This window comes from Caldimicrobium sp. SLHALR3, assembly GCF_058692735.1.
This window is the reverse complement of record NZ_CP182484.1, coordinates 594203-615076: the sequence shown is the minus strand read 5'-3', so window position 1 is coordinate 615076 and position 20874 is coordinate 594203. Positions and strand designations below refer to the sequence as shown.

Annotated in this window: 14 protein-coding genes, 2 tRNA genes and 3 rRNA genes; 3 read left to right on the top strand and 16 right to left on the bottom strand. The window is 40.2% G+C overall.

All coding sequences use genetic code 11. The features are described from left to right. Positions 1 to 37: 37 nt before the first annotated feature. The 6 genes from rrf to ACLGLP_RS03195 form a co-directional block, all read right to left on the bottom strand. Positions 38 to 154 (bottom strand): 5S ribosomal RNA (gene rrf, locus ACLGLP_RS03220). Between the two features lie 63 nt (positions 155 to 217). Then, positions 218 to 3993, bottom strand: a 23S ribosomal RNA gene (locus tag ACLGLP_RS03215). A gap of 80 nt (positions 3994 to 4073) precedes the next feature. Next, positions 4074 to 4149 (bottom strand) — tRNA-Ala (locus tag ACLGLP_RS03210). A gap of 11 nt (positions 4150 to 4160) precedes the next feature. Next, positions 4161 to 4236 (bottom strand) — tRNA-Ile (locus ACLGLP_RS03205). A gap of 90 nt (positions 4237 to 4326) precedes the next feature. Beyond that, positions 4327 to 5907: ribosomal RNA gene (locus ACLGLP_RS03200) — 16S ribosomal RNA — on the bottom strand. Together the 16S, 23S and 5S rRNA genes with 2 tRNA genes alongside form the textbook arrangement of a ribosomal RNA operon. A 242-nt stretch (positions 5908 to 6149) precedes the next feature. Continuing rightward, positions 6150 to 7403 carry a GGDEF domain-containing response regulator gene (locus ACLGLP_RS03195; RefSeq protein WP_492113493.1) on the bottom strand — a complete coding sequence of 418 codons (1254 nt, stop codon included), beginning with the start codon at positions 7401 to 7403 and terminating at the stop codon, positions 6150 to 6152. Positions 7404 to 7513: 110 nt separating this feature from the next. Here ACLGLP_RS03195 and ACLGLP_RS03190 point away from each other — a divergent pair, with 110 nt between their 5' ends. Then, complete coding sequence (locus ACLGLP_RS03190; protein ID WP_492113492.1) at positions 7514 to 8182, top strand: DUF429 domain-containing protein; 669 nt, start codon at positions 7514 to 7516, stop codon at positions 8180 to 8182. A gap of 65 nt (positions 8183 to 8247) precedes the next feature. Beyond that, on the top strand, positions 8248 to 9279 hold the full coding sequence (locus ACLGLP_RS03185) for a rod shape-determining protein (RefSeq protein ID WP_492113491.1): 1032 nt from the start codon (positions 8248 to 8250) through the stop codon (positions 9277 to 9279). Here the strand turns inward: ACLGLP_RS03185 and ACLGLP_RS03180 are convergent. The 10 genes from ACLGLP_RS03180 to ACLGLP_RS03135 form a co-directional block, all read right to left on the bottom strand. Next, complete coding sequence (locus ACLGLP_RS03180) at positions 9263 to 9508, bottom strand: YHS domain-containing protein (RefSeq protein ID WP_492113490.1); 246 nt, start codon at positions 9506 to 9508, stop codon at positions 9263 to 9265. The genes ACLGLP_RS03185 and ACLGLP_RS03180 overlap by 17 nt on opposite strands. 2 nt (positions 9509 to 9510) lie before the next feature. Then, a complete protein-coding gene (folK, locus tag ACLGLP_RS03175; RefSeq protein WP_492113725.1) occupies positions 9511 to 9984 on the bottom strand; it encodes a 2-amino-4-hydroxy-6-hydroxymethyldihydropteridine diphosphokinase in 474 nt (157 codons plus the stop codon). Beyond that, positions 9978 to 11135: an LL-diaminopimelate aminotransferase gene (locus tag ACLGLP_RS03170; protein WP_492113489.1), complete on the bottom strand. Its 1158-nt coding sequence runs from the start codon at positions 11133 to 11135 to the stop codon at positions 9978 to 9980. Before ACLGLP_RS03170 ends, folK begins: the two co-directional genes overlap by 7 nt. Before the next feature lie 11 nt (positions 11136 to 11146). After that, positions 11147 to 12253: an inositol-3-phosphate synthase gene (locus ACLGLP_RS03165; protein ID WP_492113488.1), complete on the bottom strand. Its 1107-nt coding sequence runs from the start codon at positions 12251 to 12253 to the stop codon at positions 11147 to 11149. A gap of 75 nt (positions 12254 to 12328) precedes the next feature. Beyond that, positions 12329 to 14743, bottom strand: a complete 2415-nt coding sequence (gene gyrA / locus ACLGLP_RS03160; RefSeq protein ID WP_492113487.1) for a DNA gyrase subunit A — start codon at positions 14741 to 14743, stop codon at positions 12329 to 12331. 15 nt (positions 14744 to 14758) lie between these two features. Next, complete coding sequence (locus ACLGLP_RS03155; protein WP_492113486.1) at positions 14759 to 15478, bottom strand: lysophospholipid acyltransferase family protein; 720 nt, start codon at positions 15476 to 15478, stop codon at positions 14759 to 14761. 3 nt (positions 15479 to 15481) lie between these two features. Continuing rightward, the gene (locus tag ACLGLP_RS03150) at positions 15482 to 16135 is read right to left on the bottom strand and encodes an anthranilate synthase component II (RefSeq protein ID WP_492113485.1); all 654 of its coding nucleotides are present in this window, start codon (positions 16133 to 16135) and stop codon (positions 15482 to 15484) included. A 1-nt stretch (position 16136) separates the two neighbouring features. Beyond that, a complete protein-coding gene (trpE, locus tag ACLGLP_RS03145) occupies positions 16137 to 17630 on the bottom strand; it encodes an anthranilate synthase component I (RefSeq protein ID WP_492113484.1) in 1494 nt (497 codons plus the stop codon). After that, positions 17620 to 18942 carry a histidine--tRNA ligase gene (gene hisS, locus ACLGLP_RS03140; protein WP_492113483.1) on the bottom strand — a complete coding sequence of 441 codons (1323 nt, stop codon included), beginning with the start codon at positions 18940 to 18942 and terminating at the stop codon, positions 17620 to 17622. The genes trpE and hisS overlap by 11 nt, the downstream gene beginning before the upstream one ends. Beyond that, positions 18942 to 20642: an FAD-dependent oxidoreductase gene (locus ACLGLP_RS03135; RefSeq protein WP_492113482.1), complete on the bottom strand. Its 1701-nt coding sequence runs from the start codon at positions 20640 to 20642 to the stop codon at positions 18942 to 18944. The genes hisS and ACLGLP_RS03135 overlap by 1 nt, the downstream gene beginning before the upstream one ends. Before the next feature lie 42 nt (positions 20643 to 20684). Here ACLGLP_RS03135 and ACLGLP_RS03130 point away from each other — a divergent pair, with 42 nt between their 5' ends. Then, a complete protein-coding gene (locus ACLGLP_RS03130; protein ID WP_492113481.1) occupies positions 20685 to 20873 on the top strand; it encodes a hypothetical protein in 189 nt (62 codons plus the stop codon). The last annotated feature ends 1 nt before the right edge of the window (position 20874 follow it).

Genomic DNA, 20874 nt, shown 5'->3' with positions numbered 1-20874 from the left:
TACAACTGAATTTTAGGATTTAAGAATAAAAAAAAATCCCGGGCACCGACCTACTCTCCCAGGGCGGTAACGCCCCAGTACCATCGGCCCTGGAGGGCTTAACGACCGTGTTCGGAATGGGAACGGGTGTTTCCCCTCCGGTATGGGCACCCGGGAAATTTAAAATATTTTTAACAAGTGAATAAGGGTAATTCTTTAGAACTTTTAAGCTGGTTCTGCAGCCAAGCCGCACGGGTGATTAGTACCGGTCGGCTCCACCCATTGCTGGGCTTCCACCTCCGGCCTATCAACCGGGTGTTCTCCCCGGACCCTTCAGGGGGTGGGTTGCCCCACCCTCGGGAGGCCTAATCTTGGGGTGGGCTTCCCGCTTAGATGCTTTCAGCGGTTATCCCTTCCGCACATGGCTACCCGGCTGTGCTCCTGGTGGAACAACCGGGCCACCAGAGGTGCGTCCACCCCGGTCCTCTCGTACTAGGGGCAGCTCCCCTCAAGCCTCCTGCGCCCGCGGTGGATAGGGACCGAACTGTCTCACGACGTTCTGAACCCAGCTCACGTACCCCTTTAACGGGCGAACAGCCCGACCCTTGGGACCTTCTCCAGCCCCAGGATGGGATGAGCCGACATCGAGGTGCCAAACCGCCCCGTCGATGTGAACTCTTGGGGGCGATCAGCCTGTTATCCCCGGGGTAACTTTTATCCGTTGATCGACGGCCCTTCCACTCAGGACCGCCGGGTCACTAGGCCCGGGTTTCCCCCCTGCTCGGCCTGTCGGCCTCGCAGTCAGGCCCCCTTATGCCCTTACACTCAACGGTGGATTTCCATACCACCTGAGGGGACCTTTGGGCGCCTCCGTTACTCTTTAGGAGGCGACCGCCCCAGTCAAACTGCCCGCCAGGCACTGTCCCTCGGGAGGCTAACTCCCGCAGGTTAGAACCCTGAGGCAGGAAGGGTGGTATCTCACCGGTGGCTCCACGGGAGCTGGCGCCCCCGCTTCACAGCCTCCCACCTATCCTGCACATCCTGCCCCAAGATTCAATGCCAAGCTGCAGTAAAGCTCCACGGGGTCTTTCCGTCCCACCGCGGGTACCCGGCATCTTCGCCGAGACTACAGTTTCGCTGGGCCCCTGGCTGAGACAGCGCGGCAGTCGTTACGCCATTCATGCAGGTCGGAACTTCACCCTTCTCTTGCCTTTCGGCAAGGGGCAGACTATACCTTCACACGACCAAGAACCCTTAGGAGGTCCTCCTTGGTATATTTCCGCTTACCTGAAGGGTTCATACTGTAAGCTAAATCAATTATCTCCTCTAAATAACGAGGAGAAAGATGTAAATTGGCTCTCACCATCTTACATATCTTCTTAAACTTTTCAAAATCCTCAGCTTTACTCCCCTGAAGAGGATACCTCTCAAAGTGAGGAATTATTTTTTCCACTAAATCCTTAATAGAACGAACCTCAAACTTATATGTAAAATCACCTCGGGAAAATCTAATACCTCCACATTGGAAATATTCTCTAATCTTTTTAATTAACTCCAAGTCCCTTTTATTAAGGCTTATTGAAAAAGAAGGTCTTGTTTCAATTCCTACTTTAAGTCTCTTCCTTAAATTAAAACTTACACTAAAGCAACCTTCCCCTTCAGATAAGCCTGTAATATACCAAGGATCTAACATAAGACCTCCATAGGCCTTTCTGCCTGAGAGCTTTTCGCTCTCAGGGGTCGTGGCCGGCGTCTTGCCCATCCCATAGTTTTGGGGTTTACCCCCAGGAGATGGGCCTCCCCTTTCGGGTCAGTCGTTACGGGGCTCTGTAGCCCTCACGAGCTACAGGCTTCCCTCGGGATTACCCCACACCCCTGATAATTTTCAGGGGTAGGAGGGCTCCCCCGATATGAGCCGGACACGGGCAAGTCCTCACTTACCCGACAAGGAATTTCGCTACCTTAGGACCGTTATAGTTACGGCCGCCGTTTACTGGGGCTTAAGGGCGGAGCTTCGCGGAAAGAATAATCTTTCCGCTAACCCCACCCCTTCACCTTCCAGCACCGGGCAGGCGTCAGGCCCTATACGTCCTCTTACGAGTTAGCAGAGCCCTGTGTTTTTGGTAAACAGTCGCCACCGCCGCTTCCCTGCGACCTGCCTCAGCGTAGGTCCGACAAGGGACCTACACCTACACGCAGGCACCCCTTCTCCCGAAGTTACGGGGCCAATTTGCCGAGTTCCTTAGCCAGGGTTGCCCCACGCGCCTGAGCATACTCTGCCCGCCCACCTGTGTCGGTTTGCGGTACGGTCACCAGGGCTTCATCGGTCACGAGGTTATTTCTTGGCAGTGTGGTCCAGGCTCCTTCCCGAGAGCCGTAGCTCTCAGTTACTTACTCCCCCTCACCCTCCGGACGGGGATTTGCCTCCGTCCATCATCGGGCTAGAGGTTTGGAGGGCCAACCATACAGCCCCGGAGCCCTTCCCTCCTGCGTCACCCCTTGACCTCCACCCTGGTGGCGGGGGAATATTAACCCCACTTCCCATCCCCTACGCCTTTCGGCCTCGGGTTAGGGACCGGCTAACCCTGGGCGGACGACCCTTCCCCAGGAAACCTTGGGCTTACGGCGGGAGGGATTCTCACCCTCCTTATCGCTACTCGTGCCCGGATTCTCTCCTCCAGCACCTCCAGCAAGCCTTGTCGGCTTGCCTTCATCGGCAACTGGAGTGCTCCCCTACCGCTGGAAGACATAAGTCTTCCAGCCCGCAGCTTCGGCGCCTGGCTTAAGCCCCGAGTAATTTTCGGCGCACCCCCGCTCGCCCAGTGAGCTGTTACGCACTCTTTAAATGATGGCTGCTTCTAAGCCAACATCCTGGGTGTCTTAGCAGGGGCACCTCCTTTACCACTTAGCCAGGACTTGGGGGCCTTAGCTGGCGGTCTGGGTTCTTGCCCTCTCGTCCTAGGACGTTATCGCCCTAAGACTCACTCCCGGGCTGCGCTTGCCGGTATTCGGAGTTTGCCTGGGTTCGGTAGGCCGTTAAGCCCCCTAGCCCAAACAGTGCTCTACCCCCGGCAGCGACCGCCCGAGGCTGCACCTCAATGCATTTCGGGGAGAACCAGCTATCACGGGACTCGATTAGCTTTTCACTCCTACCCACAGCTCATCCGAGGAGTTTTCACCCTCCACCGGTTCGGGCCTCCAGTGGGGTTTAACCCACCTTCACCCTGGCCATGGGTAGATCGTCCCGCTTCGGGTCTACCGCCGGCGACTAAACGCCCTATTCGGACTCGCTTTCGCTACGGCTCCGCCTCAACGGCTTAGCCTCGCCACCGACGGTAACTCCCGGGCTCATTATGCAAAAGGCACGCCGTCAGGAGGCTTATCGCCTCCCTCCGACTGCTTGTAGGCTGGCGGTTTCAGGTTCTATTTCACTCCCCTCCCGGGGTTCTTTTCACCTTTCCCTCACGGTACTAGTGCGCTATCGGTGCGCGGGTAGTATTTAGCCTTGGAGGGTGGTCCCCCCTGATTCACACGGGATTCCACGTGTCCCGTGCTACTCGGGATCTACACCCAGGGAGACCGTCTCCTTTTCGCCTACGGGGCTTTCACCCTCTCTGGCGGGCCATTCCAGGCGCCTTCAGCTAAGGAGACGGTTTTGTAACTCCCCGAGGAGTCCGTGGCCTCCTCCGGTGTAGTCCCACGACCCCGGATAGGCAACGCCCACGGGCTTTTACACCTATCCGGTTTAGGCTCCTCCCCTTTCGCTCGCCGCTACTCGGGGAATCTCGGTTGATTTCTTTTCCTCGGGGTACTGAGATGTTTCACTTCCCCCGGTGTCGCCTCCATGGGCTTTTAACCCATGGATGACTGGGTATTACCCCAGCCGGGTTTCCCCATTCGGGCATCCCCGGATCAACGCCTGCTTGCGGCTCCCCGGGGCTTATCGCAGCTTGCCACGCCCTTCATCGCCTCCCGCGCCCGAGGCATCCACCGCCAGCCCTTAGTAGCTTGGCTACAGGAACCAGCTTAAAAGTTCTAAAAAATTACCCTTATTCACTTGTCAAAGATCTTTTTTACCACCACTTACCAAGAAGTGGTGGAGGTGAACGGATTCGAACCGTCGACCTCCGGCTTGCAAAGCCGGCGCTCTCCCAACTGAGCTACACCCCCACAATCTTAAATGGGCCTAGGAGGATTCGAACCTCCGACCTCACGCTTATCAGGCGTGCGCTCTAACCTAAGCTGAGCTATAGGCCCTTTTTCGAATCCGTTCACCTTAAGATATTTTCAAAGATCAAAAATTTATATTGAATAGCGTCTGCCCTGACCCCTTTACTTTCTCCTTAGAAAGGAGGTGATCCACCCCCACCTTCCGGTAGGGGTACCTTGTTACGACTTCACCCCAGTCACCAGCCCCACCGTAGGCACCCCCCTCCCAGCCGAAGCCGGGTTAGGGTAGTGACTTCGGGTGGGACCGGCTCCCGTGGTGTGACGGGCGGTGTGTACAAGGCCCGGGAACGTATTCACGGCGGCATGCTGATCCGCCATTACTAGCGATTCCGGCTTCACGGGGTCGAGTTGCAGACCCCGATCCGAACTGAGGAGGGCTTTCTGGGATTAGCTCCCCCTTGCGGGTTCGCATCCCTCTGTACCCCCCATTGTAGCACGTGTGTAGCCCTGGGCATAAGGGCCATGAGGACTTGACGTCATCCCCTCCTTCCTCCGGGTTATCCCCGGCAGTCCCCCTAGAGTGCCCGGCATTACCCGCTGGCAACTAGGGGCAGGGGTTGCGCTCGTTGCGGGACTTAACCCAACATCTCACGACACGAGCTGACGACAGCCATGCAGCACCTGTGCCAGAGCGCGCAGAGTAAAACCCTGCGCTCCCCCAGTGTTTCCACCGGGGTACGACCCTGGCATGTCAAGCCCAGGTAAGGTTCTTCGCTTTGCATCGAATTAAACCACGTGCTCCACCGCTTGTGCGGGCCCCCGTCAATTCCTTTGAGTTTCAGCCTTGCGGCCGTACTCCCCAGGCGGGGTGCTTAACGCGTTAGCTTCGGCCCGGAGAGTTTAACTCCCCAGACCTAGCACCCATCGTTTACGGCGTGGACTACCCGGGTATCTAATCCGGTTTGCTCCCCACGCTTTCGTGCCTCAGCGTCAGGGACCGTCCAGCTGGCCGGCTTCCCCACCGGTGTTCCTCCCGATATCTACGGATTTCACCCCTACACCGGGAATTCCGCCAGCCTCTCCGGCCCTCAAGCCAGACAGTATCGCAGGCCTTTCCGGGGTTGAGCCCCGGGCTTTAACCTGCGACTTATCCGGCCGCCTACGCACCCTTTACGCCCAGTGATTCCGGGCAACGCTCGCCACCTGCGTATTACCGCGGCTGCTGGCACGCAGTTAGCCGTGGCTTTCTCCTGGGGTACCGTCAGCAGACCCGGGCTATTAACCCAGGTCTGGTTCTTCCCCCAGAACAGGGGTTTACGACCCGAAGGCCTTCTTCCCCCACGCGGCGTCGCTGGGTCAGGCTTTCGCCCATTGCCCAAGATTCCCCCCTGCTGCCTCCCGTAGGAGTCGGGCCCGTGTCTCAGTGCCCGTGTGGCCGACCACCCTCTCAGGCCGGCTACCCGTCGTCGCCTTGGTGGGCCGTTACCCCACCAACTAGCTGATGGGCCGCGAGCCCCTCCCCAGGCAGGAGCTTGCTATGCAGAGGCCCCCTTTCATCACAGAGCTTGCGCCCTGTGACTTTATCCGGTATTAGCCACCCTTTCGGGTGGTTATCCCAGACCCGGGGACAGGTTACTCACGTGTTACTCACCCGTCTGCCGCGGTACTTGGGAGGAAAACCTCCCTTTCCCGCACGACTTGCATGGGTTAGGCGCGCCGCTAGCGTTCGCCCTGAGCCAGGATCAAACCCTCAGGGAAAATTTGTCCCGGCTCAATTACCCTCCTTAGTTAAGCTAAGGAGGGACGGCCGCAATCTTTCGGGGCCAGGTACAGACGCTATTCAATTTTCAAAGATCAATTACCTACCTTTAAATAATAAACTCACTTTTTAATTTTGTCAAGAGTTAATTCAAAGATCGCTTAACAAAGCAATTTAAAATTTTAATATTTATAATTTTTTTGTCAAGAGCCCCTTAAAAAATTTCAAATAAATTTTTTCATTAATAGGTTATGCAATTTTCACCTTTTTTCTTAGATTCATAAAGTTTACGATCTGCCAATCTCAACATCTCTTTTAAAGAATTTTTAATCTCTAATTCAACTCCCATAGAAACGGTATATTTTATTTTTATCTCGTCAGAATTTTCTAAAACTGTTAATGTATTACTTTCAACTTGTTTTCTAAATCTTTCCAAATACTCCAAAATACTCTCTTTATCTTCGTATCCTACAAGACAGGCAAATTCCTCTCCACCTATACGGGCAACTAAATCGCTTTTTCTTCTAAAAAAAGTTTTTAAATGCTTGGCAAAATCTTTTAAAACTTCATCTCCTACGTCGTGTCCATAAATGTCGTTAATTTTTTTGAAATCATCTATATCTATAACTATACATGCTAATTTATACCCATACCTTTTAGAAATGGCTAATAACTTTTCTCCTTCTTGAAAAAAATACCTTCTATTTCCAAGAGTGGTCAAAGGATCTCTGTATGCATAAAAATTTAACTCTTTTATAATATCAAGCATCTCAATAGTATTTGTAATTCTAACCATAAATTCCTCTTGACTAAAGGGCTTACTTAGAAAGTCGTTTGCTCCTGCCTTTAATAAAATTGGTATTTTCTCCGTCTTTATAATTCCTGAAACTACAATAATTCCCAATTCCTCTTTTTTATGTTTCTCCCTAACTGAATAAATAAACTCTAATGTATCTTCCTCTGGCAAATAATAATCTAAAACTATTAATCTCGTATCCGGATTTTTTTCTAACATTTCTAAAGCATCTGAACATCTTGAAAATTCAAAAACCTGAAAAAGCATGTTTTGCAAAATTTTTTTCATTATAGTTCGATCAGTTTGAGAATCTTCTATTATAAAGACTTTTGTATTTTTATTTTTTAAAACCCTTGAAATAGAACTGACAATAAGCTCAAGTATATTAGGTGTTCCTTTAACTAAGTAATCAACCACTCCTTTTGCTAAAATATTTTCTCTAATTTTTTCATCATAGGAAGCTGTTAAAACTATTGTTGGAATTTTATTCTCTAATAAAAAGTCTATAGCTTCTCCATGTTCTGCATTAGGAAGATGATAATCACAAATAGACAATAAGTAGGCATTTTCCTTTGCTACTTTCTTAAGTTCTTCAAAAGTTGTTACACATTGCGTAGGAATTTTAATTTGCTCTTTGACTATTTTTGAAAGAACTTTGAGAACTATTTTATCATCATCAACTAATAAAATTTGAGACATTTTTAATAACCTTTTATTAAAAATTTAAACTCAATTTTAAACACCTTATAAAAATTTTCAAACTCAAAAAAATCCTTCTTTTTTACTAGCAGTTTGTTATTATTAAAATTATGTTTTATTTTTTGGGAATTGATATTGCAGGAAGCAAAAATACATGGGTTGTAGCCTTAAAAAGCAAAAACAATCTTTTAGAACTCTGTCCTCTATTTTCTTTGGATTCTCCCCAAAGTCCCTCTTATATAAAAAACCTTTTATCTATTGTTGAGTTTTGCAAAAGAGAAAGGGTTTTAGCTGTTGCTATTGATGCTCCCTTAAGCTTTTCTTTAAAAAATGATAAGGGTTTTAGAACCTCTGATCAGGCTCTCAAAAAACTTCTTCCTAAAAAGGCAAGATCCTGGGTAGTTTCCTATCACACTCTTATGGCTGTTCCTATAAGAGCACTTCTTCTTAGTGAAGTTTTATCACCGCTTTGTGGAACTATTATTGAAACTCATCCAAGAGCAAGTCTTTATTTTTGTTTACCAGAGGATAAAAAGGAGATTTCTTTTATTTACAAAAAGAGATTCCCTGCTGAGGAAGAAAAATTTCTTATTAATTGGTTAAAGGAAAAGTTTCAACTTATCATAAATTTTAAACTAAAGCTTACAGAAGGAACTTTAGATGCTATAATGTGTGCCTTAGCAGCTTATTTTTATCATAGAATTCCAGAAAAACTTATTTTTTTACCCTCTGAGGAGGATCTGAAAGGGTTTGGTCCATTCGTGATTATCTCTTTTTAAAAAATCCTTTCAAATTTTTAAAAATAATTTAAAATTAATTCAAATAAAACTGAGGGGTTTTAATTATGTTATCAAAACTTTTTAATTGGTTTTCTAAAGATTTAGCTATAGATCTTGGGACTGCTAATACTTCGATCTACTTAAAAGGTAGAGGAATCATTCTTACTGAACCTTCTGTAGTTGCAGTAAAAGAAAACGGAAGATATAAAAAGATACTTGCTGTAGGTGAAGAAGCCAAAAGAATGCTTGGAAAAACTCCGGGAAACATAAAAGCCATAAGACCTCTCAGGGAAGGAGTAATTGCTGATTTTGAAGTAACTGAGGCTATGATTAAGTATTTTATACAGAAGGTTTACAATAGAGGCTATTTTTTGAAACCAAGAGTTATAATAAGTGTGCCCTCTGGCACTACTCAGGTTGAAAGAAGGGCAGTTAAAGAAAGTGCAGAAGGTGCAGGGGCAAGGGAGGTTTATTTAATTGAAGAACCTATGGCAGCAGCAATAGGTGCAGGACTTCCCATTACTGAACCTGTAGCAAATATGATTGTAGACATAGGAGGCGGAACAACCGAAGTGGCTATTATTTCTCTTGGTGGAATTGTAATAAGCCATTCTGTGAAAGTTGCAGGAGATAAAATTGATGAGGCTATAGCTCAGTATATCAAAAGAAAATATAGCCTTCTTATAGGAGAAAGCACTGCAGAATATATAAAAATAAAAATTGGAAATGTTATGCCTGAAGAGCCTTACGAAACTTTGGAAATAAAAGGAAGAGACCTCATCACAGGAATCCCAAAAACTATTACGGTATCTTCAAAAGAAATTCAAGAAGCTATAAGAGAACCGGTAGAACTAATTTTACAGGCAATTAAACAAGTTTTAGAAGACACCCCTCCGGAACTTGCTGCAGACATAGTAGATAGAGGTATAGTTCTTTCAGGAGGTGGAGCGCTTTTAAAAAATCTTGACAAATTAATTGCTCAGGAAACGGGACTTGAAGTTAAAGTAACAGAAAATCCACTTTTCTGTGTAGCTATGGGAGCAGGAAAAGCCCTTGAAGAAATTGATAAGTTAAAAGAGGTTATGGTGGAAATTTAGAACAGCTTTTTAAAAATTCCTCTAAACATTTCTTTGAACAAAAATAATATTCCTTACCTTCTATTTCCATTTTTATAGCTTCTTCTTTTTTAACATAGGTTTTACAGTTCTCATCAAAAACTAATTCTTCTGCAAGTTCTTTACGCTTTTTCTCAGAAAGCTTTTTCTTTCTTTCAAAAAAATACCAGTAAATAATGCCTAAAAGAACTAAAAGGATTAAATATTTCATCTTTATCCTCTACTTTTAAATTCTTTATAAATTTCTAATATCGACTTTTTTAAAACCGGGTGAATCCAATTAGGAATTACTTCTAAAGAGGGCAAAATTACGAAATCTCTCTTATGCATGTGAGGATGGGGAATGGTTAAAGTTTTAGATTCTATTACTAAGTTTTCAAAAAAGATAATGTCTATATCAATAACTCTATCTTCGTAATAATTTTTTTTCCTTATTTTTCTTCCCATTTTAGCTTCTATTTTTTTTATTTCAAAAATTAAGGCAAAGGGAGAAAGAAAGGTTTCTCCCAATATTACCATATTCAAAAATAAATTTGAGCTTTCAAAACCCCAAGGAGCTGTTTCATAAATTCTTGAACATTTTATTATTCTGAAAGGAAGTTGACTAAGATGCTTCAAGGCTAATTTTAAATTATCTTCTCTTTTACCAAGATTAGTTCCTAAACTTAAGACAACTTTGTTTAAAATTGCAGGGTAGCTAATCTTTTTATAGCGGATTTTAATCTTTCCTCTCCTACTGTTAAAGCAATTCTGAAATAGCCTTCTCCAGCGTCTCCAAATCCTATTCCTGGCGTAACTACCACACCAACCTCTTGAAGAACCCTTTTACAAAATTCTTGAGAAGAAACTCCAGACGGGGTCTTTACCCACAAATAAAAGGTGGCAGAAGGTTTCATAAGTTGATAACCGAGTTTTTTTAGCTCCTCAAACATAAAATCTCTTCTTTTCTTAAAAATTTCTCTTAAAGGAGGGACAATTTTTTCTAAATTATTAAGTGCATAAGCTCCAGTTTCTTGGATGGCAGTAAAAACTCCTGAATCAATATTGCTTTTTACCTTAGCTAAGGCTGAAACCAAAAAACTATTTCCTACAGCAAAACCTATTCTCCATCCTGTCATACAGAAAGTTTTTGAAAGACTATGAAATTCTATAGCTACATCCTTAGCTCCATCTACTTCAAAGATACTTATTGGTGGTTCTTCAAAATATACCTCTACATAAGCTGCATCGTGTGCTACAATGATATTGTGTTTTTTGGCAAGTTTTATAACCTCTTTTAAAAATTCTTTGGTTACTGTTGCTCCTGTGGGATTATTAGGATAATTAAGCCAGATGATTTTAGCTTTTTCTAAGATTTCATTTGGGATTTTGCCAAGATCTGGCAAAAATTTATTTTCCCAGGCAAGTGGCATATAATAGGGGATCCCATCAGTAAATATAGTTCCTAAATGATAAACAGGATAAGCTGGATCTGGGCACAAAACCACATCCCCTGGATTAACAAAAGCTATGGGAAAATGAGCAATGCCTTCTTTAGAACCTATAAGAGCTAATACCTCTTTTTCTGGATCAAAGGAAACTCCAAACCTTCTTTTCATATAATCTGCGCAAGCCTTTCTAAAAAGTAAACTTCCCCAATTTGAAGGATATCTATGATATTCAGCTTTTTCCAAAGCTTTTTTAGCTACCTCTACTATTTCAGATGGAGTAGAAATATCAGGATCACCAATCCCAAGGTCTATAACATCTATTCCTTCTTTTATTTTTTCATTTTTTAAACGATCAAGTTCTACAAAAAGATAAGGAGGGATTTTTTGGAGTCTTTTAGAAATTTCCATAACTTTTCCCCTTATTTTTCTCTTTTTCCTTCAATAAATTCTAAAACCATTTGACGAGCAATGTAATCAGGAAACTGTTGGGGAGGATGTTTCATAGTGTAGGCAGAAATAGAAATTAGCGGACCCCCAATTCCGCGGTCTTTAGCAAGTTTAGCACACCTTATAGCATCAATAGCAGAACCTGCAGAATTGGGAGAATCCTCAACCTCAAGTTTAACTTCTACAGACATGGGAACTCCCCCGAAGTGTTCTCCTTCAATTCTTATGTAAGCAATTTTTCTATCCCTAAGCCAGGGAACCCAGTCTGAAGGACCTATGTAAATATTTTCCCATCCTATATCATAGGGAATTAAACTGGTTACAGCTTCAGTTTTAGATACTTTTTTGGTTTTAAGTCTATCCCTTTCAAGCATATTGAGAAAATCTGTGTTTCCTCCAAAATTAAGTTGATAACTTCTTTTTATCGGAATACCCCTCTCAACAAAAAGCTGAACAAGAGCTCTATGTAAAATAGTTGCCCCTAACTGAGATTTTATATCATCTCCTACCGCAGGAATACCTTCTTTTTCAAATCTTTCTCCCCAGACAGGATCTGAAACTATGAAAGTTGGCATAGCATTAACAAAAGCAACTCCAGCTTTTAAACAGGCTTCTGCATAAAATCTTGCTGCCTTTTCTGAACCAACAGGAACATAATTTATCAACACATCTGCAGAAACATCTTTAAGCACTGCTACTACATCTTCTAATTCGTCTTCTTTTTCTGAAGATAAAACAAAGGTTTTTTCCTCGGGAAAATTTTTCATGTGTGGAGCTACCCCATCAAGAACTTTTCCTTTTCTTACTTTTACTCCAAGTTTAGGAACATCTCTATAAAAGATAGTCGTGCAATTAGGATAACTAAAGATCGCCTCAGAAATATCTTTGCCTACTTTCCTTTCATCTATATCCCAAGCTGCAACAACCTCTATGTCAAAAGGTTTATATCCTTCTATATCTGGAAACATAATACCCTCAATATTTTCTATTCCTTTTTCCTTATAATAAAAAATTCCCTGCACTAAGGAGCTGGCACAATTTCCTACTCCCACAATAGCTAAGCGAACTTTTTTAGACATAGGCACCTCCTAAAAATTTTCCAAAGCGAATCTAATAAAATTGTAAAATTTTAAACAAAATAACATAAAACCTGATTATATCAATTTATTTTTTCTTTGAATTATAGAAATTCCTGTTACATATTCCCCTGGTAAAAGGGAAATCAATCTTACACCTTTGGTAGATCTTTTTTGTTCAGGAATTTCTTTATCTTCTATTCTTATAGCCTTGCCAGAACTTGAAAATATTAATATGTCTTCTTTACCCATTATACACTTTGCACCAGCCAATTTTCCTGTTTTCTCATCTATACTGTGCCCAATTATACCCTTCCCCCCTCTTCCTTGGATTCTAAAATCTTTAAAAGGTGTTTTTTTTCCAAAACCTCTCTCAGTAATAGTAAATAGATATCCCTCTTCTTTAGTGGTTATTATATCTAAAACTTCATCCTCTTCATCCATTCTAATACCTATAACACCTTCTGATTGTTTTTTGGTTATCCCGATACTCTTTTCAGGAAAATGAATGGCTAATCCGTTTTTGGTGATAATCAATAGGTTTTCGTTTCCATTGGTAATGACACCACTTTTGAGGCAATCGTCTTTTTTTAACTTTATCACTACAGAACCACTTTTTCTTAAATTTTTTATTTCTGAAATCTCAAATTTCTTAATAATTCCTTTAGAGGTTATAAGAACAATAAAACCCTCTTCTTTGTAAGGAAGAATAAAAGAGATCTCTTCTTCTAAATTGGGATTTAAATTCTTAATATGAATTCCTTTTGAGGTTTTTGTAGACAAATTTATCTCGCTAAGATTAAGAGGATAGACTTTACCTTTTTTAGTGAAAATCAATATTTGAGCATCCGAGTCAACCTGTAAGGCTATTTTTAATTTCTCATCTGGCGAAAACGCTAAAGCACCCTTACCTCCCCTTTTTTGAGAAGAAAAACTTTCCAAACTCAGCTTTCTTATGTATCCTTCCTCACTTAATAAAACTAAAACCGGCTCTTTCGGAATACTTTCTTTTGAACTTAAGAGCTCTTCTTTATCATCCTCAATAATCTCTGTTTTCCTCTTATCTCCGTATTTCTCTTTTATTTCTTTTAATTCTTCTTCAATTACCGTAAGAAGAGTAGGCTCATGCGTGAGTATCTTCTTGTAATAACTTATAGCTCTTTTAAGTTCTTCGTATTCAAGTAGTATCTTTTCCCTTTCCAAAGCTGTAAGTCTTTGAAGTCTTAAATTCAAAATTTCCTGAGCTTGAATAGGAGAAAAATCAAATTTTTTTATTAAATTTTCTTTAGCCTCTTGGGGCGTTTCTGATTTTTTAATAAGTTCTATTATCTCATCTATATGAGAAAGAGCCTTTAAAAATCCTTCTAAGATGTGAGCTTTTTCTTCAGCCTTTCTTAAATCATATTGAGTTCTTCTTATAACAACTGTTTTTCTCCAATTAAGAAAGTTTTGAAGAATTTCTTTTAAATTTAATATTTCTGGCTTTCCATTAACAAGTGCTAACATAATAACTCCAAAGGTGGTCTGAAGAGGAGTTAATTCATAGAGTTTTTTGACAATGGTATGAGGGGCTTCTGCCCACTCTTTTTTCAATTCTACCACAATTCTTATACCCTCTCTGTCAGATTCGTCTCTTACCTCAGAAATTCCCTCTAATTTCTTTTCTTTTACAAGATAGGCAATTTTTTCTACAATCTTGGCTTTACTTGTTTGATAGGGTATTTCGTAAAAAACAATTTTTAATTTATCTTTTTCCTTTTCAAGTTTATATTTTGCTTTAATCTTTATAAGCCCCTTTCCTGTAGTGTATGCAGATTTTATACCCTCTTTACCTACAATAAACGCACCTGTAGGAAAGTCAGGTCCTTTTATGTATTTCATAAGGTCTTCAATATTTAGATCAGGGTTTTTCAAAAGTGCTAAAAGTCCGTCTATTACCTCAGAAAGATTATGAGGAGGGATATTTGTTGCCATACCTACTGCAATTCCTGAAGAACCGTTAATTAAGAGATTAGGTATTTTGGAGGGTAAAACTACAGGCTCCTTAAGGGTATTGTCATAGTTGGGAACGAATTCTACGGTTTCCTTTTCTATATCTGCAAGGAGTTCGTGGGCAATCTTTGCCAATCTAACTTCTGTATATCTCATAGCTGCTGGAGCATCCCCATCAACAGAACCAAAATTACCCTGACCATCAACCAAAGGATATCTCATAGTAAAATCCTGAGCCATTCTTACAAGGGCTTCGTAAACAGGAATGTCGCCGTGGGGATGATATTTTCCTATAACCTCTCCCACAATTCTTGCGCTCTTTTTATAAGGTTTATTCCAATCGCTTCCTGTTTCATACATGGCATAAAGTATTCTTCTTTGAACAGGTTTAAGCCCGTCACGAACATCAGGAAGGGCTCTACCAACTATAACACTCATAGCATAATCTAAATAAGATTCCTTTAGCTCCTCTTCTAAAGGAACAACCACTATTTCTCCCATATCTTATTTACCCCCTCAGTTTTTCTTAATAATTTCCAAACCCTTTAAAATTTTATCTCTTACCAATTGAGAAAGCTTTTCTTTATCTTTTATATTAAAATCTTTCACTTCTATAGGCTCATCTATGTAAACCTTTACTTTTTTATTACCAGAAACTCTAAACCAGATAGAGCCCTTAGGTAAAATATCTCTTGTTCCCCAAATTGCTACAGGAACGATAGAGGTCTTACTTTTTAAAGGAATTATAAACCCTCCCAGTTTAAAGGGTAAAAGTTCTCCTGTGGGACTTCTCGTTCCCTCTGGGAAAATTACAAGGGAAAATCCCTTTTTAATCTTTTCTATACAAGCTAAAACACTTTTTACTCCTTCCTTTGGATCTCCTCTCTCCACAGGCACATAGCCAAGAATTCTTATTCCCCATCCAAAAAAGGGGATCTTAAATAAACTTTTTTTGGCTAAAAATCTTATGTTATAAGGCTCTAAGACCTTTTCTAACACTGGTATATCGAGTTGACTTTGGTGATTACTCATAAATACATAAACTCCCTTTGGCAAATCTTTCTTTTTTAAAATCTCTATTTCTATTCCAAGAATTTTGAGAAGTCCCTTACACCAAAAACGAGCCCAAAAGTGTCTTCTTATTACAAAAACCATTATACCAAAAGTGGGAACCGTAAGAAGAACATAAATCCAAAGTAAAAAATTTCTAAAAATTTCGTGAAGCTTTTTAAACATCACTTAATATAAACTTAAGAAATTTTTCAAAAGAATAACCCCCTCTGGTAAATCATCTCTATTAAAATCCCAATTCTTGGGAGGAGTTTTATAAAACTTCCATCTTTCAAGGGAAGTTCCTATGGATTCTGGATGAAATTGAACTCCTTCTATAGGTAGTTCTCTGTGTCTTATTCCCATAATTTCCCCATCCTCAGCTCTGGCAGAAATTTCAAAAAAAGAGGGCAAAGTTTCAAAATCAATTGCTAAGGAATGATATCTCATTCCTGAAAAAGGATTGGGAAGACCTGTAAAAACACCTTTCCCATCATGAAATATTTTAGAAATCTTTCCATGCATAAGTCTTTTTGCCTTTATAATTCTTGCTCCAAAAGCAGCTCCTATACATTGATGCCCAAGACATACTCCTAAAACAGGAACTTTACCTGCAGCCTTTTTTATAAGCTCAACTGATATTCCTGCCTCCTTAGGAGTGCTAGGTCCAGGAGAAATAATTATATGCGTTGGATTAAGTTTTAAAGCTTCATCAGGAGTTATAGCATCATTTCTAAAAACTAAAACCTCTCCTCCCCAAAGTTTTTCAAGCATAATCCCTACAAGTTGAACCAAATTGTAAGTAAAGGAATCGTAATTATCTATTACTAAAACCTTTTTCATGTTAAAAAAAATCTCTAACGAGTTCTAAGGCTTTAAATAAGGCTTTAGCTTTGTTTATAGTTTCTTCGTATTCTCTTTCTGGATGAGAATCAGCAACTATTCCTGCTCCTGCCTGAAGATAAAGTCTTTTTCCTTTTTGAAAAAGTGTTCTTATGGTAATACAAAAATCCATATTTCCTGAAAATCCAAAGTATCCCACTGCTCCAGCGTAGGGACCTCTTGCTTTCTTTTCAAGCTCTGTAATGATTTCCATAGCACGAATCTTAGGTGCTCCTGAAACAGTGCCTGCCGGAAAAGTAGCAGAAAAAACATCAAACATATCAACTCCTTCTTTTGCTTTTCCTCTCACTCCAGAAACTAAGTGCATCACATGAGAATATCTTTCAATCACCATAAGTTCGTATACTTCAACACTTCCGTATTCTGAGATCCTTCCAATATCATTTCTTCCAAGATCAACAAGCATAATGTGCTCCGCCAGCTCTTTTTCGTCGTGCTTAAGCTCTTTTTCAAGAGCCTTATCTTCAATCTCATTTTTACCTCTTTTGCGAGTTCCTGCAATAGGTCTTGTCTCAACTATACCATCTTCCATCCTTACTAAAATCTCTGGAGAAGAACCTATCAAAATCTCATCCCCCAGCTTTAAATAAAAAAGATAAGGTGAAGGATTTACCTTTCTTAAAGCACGATATATAAAAATTGGAGGAATTTCTGTATCAAGATAAAATCTCTGAGAGAGAACAACCTGAATAACATCTCCATTTTCAATGTATTCCTTGGCTTTTCTTACCATTTCTAAAAATTCATCTTTTGAAATTTCAGAAGAAAAGTAAAAAGAATGGTTTTCAAAATTTCTTTCCTTTGAAATCCTTCTTTTATCAATTTTTTCTTTTATTTCTCTTAGGCTCTCCACAGCAATATCGTAAAGTTTTGATGGATCTTCTTTTTCGTCCCTTTTCCAGGTATTATAAATAAGCTTTAAACTATGAGCAAATCTGTCATGCACGATTAAAACTTCAGGAAACATAAAATGTAAATCTGAAAACTGAAGAACATCTTCCCCACAGGGAATATTTTCAAAAAACCTGACACTCTCATAGCTTACAAAACCCACTGCTCCACCTGAAAATCTTGGCAGTTCTTTAAAAATAGGCATTTTAAATTGTTTTATAAGTCTTTTTAACTCTAAAAAGGCATTCTCAGACTCATATTTTTTTTCTTCTAATTTGAAGTTTTTCTTTTCTCTTATATCAACCTTTTTTTCTTTGCTTTTAAAAACTAAAAAGGGATTAATTCCTATAAAACTATATCTTGCCCATTTTTCCGCACCTTCAACGCTTTCAAGTAAAAATCCATAATCCCCATCAAATACTTTGTAAAAAAGGGAAATCGGAGTATCAAGATCACAAGGCAAATCCACAAAAACAGGAATTAAATTGTAATTTTCTATAAGCTTTAAAAATTCATCTTTGGAAGGATAAGGTTTAAAACCCATTTTTTACTTTTTCAAAAATTTTTTGACTGAGATCCTCTAAAGAAGTAAATGCCACCTTTTCCTGAACACTCTTTCTCATATTTCTAAGTATAGCTGATTTATTTTTTAATTCCTCCTCTCCTAAAATGAGAGAGTATCTTGCAGAATGTTTATCGGCGCTTTTAAGCTGAGCTTTTAAAGATTTTTCTTCATAAAGCACTTCACATTTTAAGCCCTTTTTCCTTAAAAGATCCGCTATTTGAAAACCAATCATTAAAAGCTCTTTCCCGAGAAGAATAATAAAAACATCTGGATTTAGTTTTTCTAAAAGTTCTTTTGAAGACAAAGTGCCTTTATTTTCTTCGTCTCCAAAGAGAGAAATAGCCCATCTTTCAAGACCTATAGCAAAACCGATGGCAGGAAGATGAGGTCCTCCGAGCTCCTCTAAAAGATAGTCATATCTTCCTCCTGCTGCTACGGTGTCTTGCGCCCCAAGTCCCTTAGCCTTAATCTCAAAAATGGTTCTCACATAATAATCAAGTCCTCTAACAAGTCTTGGATTTTCTACATATTTGATTTTCATAAAATCTAAAATGTGCTTTATACTTTCAAAGTAATTTTTACAATCACTGCAAAGATAATTTGTAATAATTGGACTTTTTGAAACAACTTCTTTACAAGAGACTTCCTTACAATCAAGAACTCTTAAGGGATTTCTTGAAATTCTTTCTTTACAGGTTTCACACAAATTTTCTTTGTTTTCCTCTAAAAATTTTAAAAGTTCTTTTTTATAATTTGGTCTACACTGAGGACATCCGAGAGAATTTAACTCTAAGGTGTAAATCTGTTCTAAAGTGTTTTCTACAGAAAGGGGAGCTTTAAGTATTTCCATAGCTAAAAAAATTACTTCAGCTTCTATATAAGGATTGAGTTCTGAGAAAAGTTCCACATCTATTTGAAAAAATTCACGAAGTCGACCTTTTTGAGGTCTTTCATGTCTAAACATTGGACCAATAGTAAAAAATTTTAAAGGTTTTGGATTTACAAACAAACCTTTTTCTATAATCATTCTACAAATACCAGCAGTTGCTTCAGGTCTAAGGGTTAAAAATTCCTTATTTCTGTCTTGAAAAGTATAAGTTTCCTTTTGCACGATGTCTGTAAATTCTCCTATAGATCTTACAAAAAGTTCTGTCTTTTCAAGAATGGGAATTTTAATTTCCTTATAATTGTAAGTTTTTAAGATGTTTTTAGCAATTTCCATAAGGTATTCATATTTAACAAAATCTTCTGGAAGCCAATCTTTAAATCCGCGAACTGCTTGAATTTTCATTAGAATTCCTCACCCCAGCTTTTTGGAAGAACAATTCCTCCCAAGGCTACATAAACATTTTCAAACCCTTCAGCATTAAGCCATCTTGCAACTTCATAAGCCCTTGCCCCCACACTACATACAATAACTAAATCCTTATCTTTTGGCAAATTCTTTATTTTTTCTCTTGCTTCCTGATAAGGAACATTTATCCAGTTTGAATATTTCTCTGTAAGGTCTTTTATTTCATCAGGAGTTCTTACATCAACAATTAGCATATTTTCATCTCCTTTTTTTAACCTTTCAATTACAGTTTCCCAATTTATAGGTTTAAATCTTTCAAAAATAATGTTTTCAGCGATGAAAGAAGCGGTATGAATTGGATCTAAAGCGGTGTTAAAAGGTGGAGAATAAGGAAGTTCTAAGGAGGAAATATCCTCAATAGTTGGTTTAAAGGGTAAAATACTTGAAATAGCGTGAATCCTTGCAAGGGTTCCATCAGTAAAAGGACCTATGGTTTGAAATCCCAGAACTTTTCCAGTCTTTTTATCAAAAACTAAGGAATAATAAGAACATCCTGAAGAAAAAAAATGAGCTCTTTCGTGCTGGATGTTTAATGCATATGTTGCTTCACTAAATCCTTCAGCTCTTGCAACCTCTAAACTTAAACCACAGCCACCTATAGCCATGTCAAAACACTTAAGAATAAAAGACCCTACCGTTCCTTTGAAAACAGCATATCCACCAGCGATGTTTGTAGCAATAACTCTACCCTGTCTATTAGCCAAAGACCCCATAGGCATTACTACACCTTTTCCAGTTATTAAATGTCTAATCTCAACACAATCCCCACCAGCATAAATATCAGGATCTGAGGTTTGCATTCTTTCATTTACTACTATTCCCTCTGTAGTTGGAGAAACAAGCAATCCAGCCTTTTTTGCCAACTCAGAATTTGGTTTTACTCCTGTTGCCAACAAAACAAGATCAGCAGGATAAAAGCTATCTTCAGTTCTAACTCCTACTACTTTACCGTTTTCTCCTACAATTTCTTTTATCCTTACATTCAAAACCACATTTACTCCTTTTTTTCTTAAGTGATTTTCTATTATGCGAGACATAAAGGGATCTATAAGTCTTGGCAACACTTGAGGGAAATACTCAAGAAGTGTTACAGGTAATTCCCAGGATTCTCCAAAGGCTTCAACTACTTCAAGCCCTATAAAACCAGCTCCTATAACAAGAGGTCTTTCTACCTTTTTATTAACAAGCCTTTCCTTTATCTTTATAGCATCGTGTAAATTAGAAAGGGTAAAAACTCCGTCAAGATTAGTTCCTGGTATAGGAGGTATTTTAGGAATAGAACCAGTTGCTATTACAAGCTTATCATAGGGAATTTCCTCTTTCTTTCCACTATCTAAATAACAGACTTTCACCACTTTTCTTTTTCTGTCTATTTCTTCTGCAAGAGTTCTTGTTAATGTGGTAATTCCCTTTATATCTTCAAAAAATTTTTTATCCCTTAATATATAAAAAGTGGTTCTTCTAAGTTCGTCTATGTGAGAAACATCTCCAGTAAGGTAATAGGGCATACCGCATCCACCATAGGAAATAAATTCGTCCTTATCAATAAGAACAATTTCTGCATCTGGTCTCAACCTTTTGAGTCTGCAAGCGGTTTTTGTTCCGCAAGCAACTGCGCCAATGATAACTACTCTCATTTTTTTAAAACCTCCTGCAGTAAATTAGTTTATAATATAACCATGGTTAAGTTTCAAAATTTTAAAAGGCGAGGGACAAGAACTCCATTTTTTCTGGGCTATAAAGCCCGCAGAGGAGTCTGTCCCTCTGTCCCTCCACTCCGAATAAGTTGGTTGGGCTATAAAGCCCTTGCCACACGGGAGGATGGAGTGAGGGACTATTTCACTAAAACTCCTATAACAAGGAGGTAGC

Coding starts and splice junctions, on each gene's coding strand:
- ACLGLP_RS03150 (WP_492113485.1), bottom strand. CDS start 16,135: ATGAAAAAGGTTTTAGTAATAGATAATTACGATTCCTTTACTTACAAT.
- ACLGLP_RS03135 (WP_492113482.1), bottom strand. CDS start 20,642: ATGAGAGTAGTTATCATTGGCGCAGTTGCTTGCGGAACAAAAACCGCT.
- ACLGLP_RS03195 (WP_492113493.1), bottom strand. CDS start 7,403: ATGTCTCAAATTTTATTAGTTGATGATGATAAAATAGTTCTCAAAGTT.
- ACLGLP_RS03180 (WP_492113490.1), bottom strand. CDS start 9,508: ATGAAATATTTAATCCTTTTAGTTCTTTTAGGCATTATTTACTGGTAT.
- ACLGLP_RS03155 (WP_492113486.1), bottom strand. CDS start 15,478: ATGTTTAAAAAGCTTCACGAAATTTTTAGAAATTTTTTACTTTGGATT.
- ACLGLP_RS03165 (WP_492113488.1), bottom strand. CDS start 12,253: ATGTCTAAAAAAGTTCGCTTAGCTATTGTGGGAGTAGGAAATTGTGCC.
- gyrA (WP_492113487.1), bottom strand. CDS start 14,743: ATGGGAGAAATAGTGGTTGTTCCTTTAGAAGAGGAGCTAAAGGAATCT.
- ACLGLP_RS03190 (WP_492113492.1), top strand. CDS start 7,514: ATGTTTTATTTTTTGGGAATTGATATTGCAGGAAGCAAAAATACATGG.
- ACLGLP_RS03130 (WP_492113481.1), top strand. CDS start 20,685: ATGGTTAAGTTTCAAAATTTTAAAAGGCGAGGGACAAGAACTCCATTT.
- ACLGLP_RS03170 (WP_492113489.1), bottom strand. CDS start 11,135: ATGGAAATTTCTAAAAGACTCCAAAAAATCCCTCCTTATCTTTTTGTA.
- trpE (WP_492113484.1), bottom strand. CDS start 17,630: ATGGGTTTTAAACCTTATCCTTCCAAAGATGAATTTTTAAAGCTTATA.
- hisS (WP_492113483.1), bottom strand. CDS start 18,942: ATGAAAATTCAAGCAGTTCGCGGATTTAAAGATTGGCTTCCAGAAGAT.
- ACLGLP_RS03185 (WP_492113491.1), top strand. CDS start 8,248: ATGTTATCAAAACTTTTTAATTGGTTTTCTAAAGATTTAGCTATAGAT.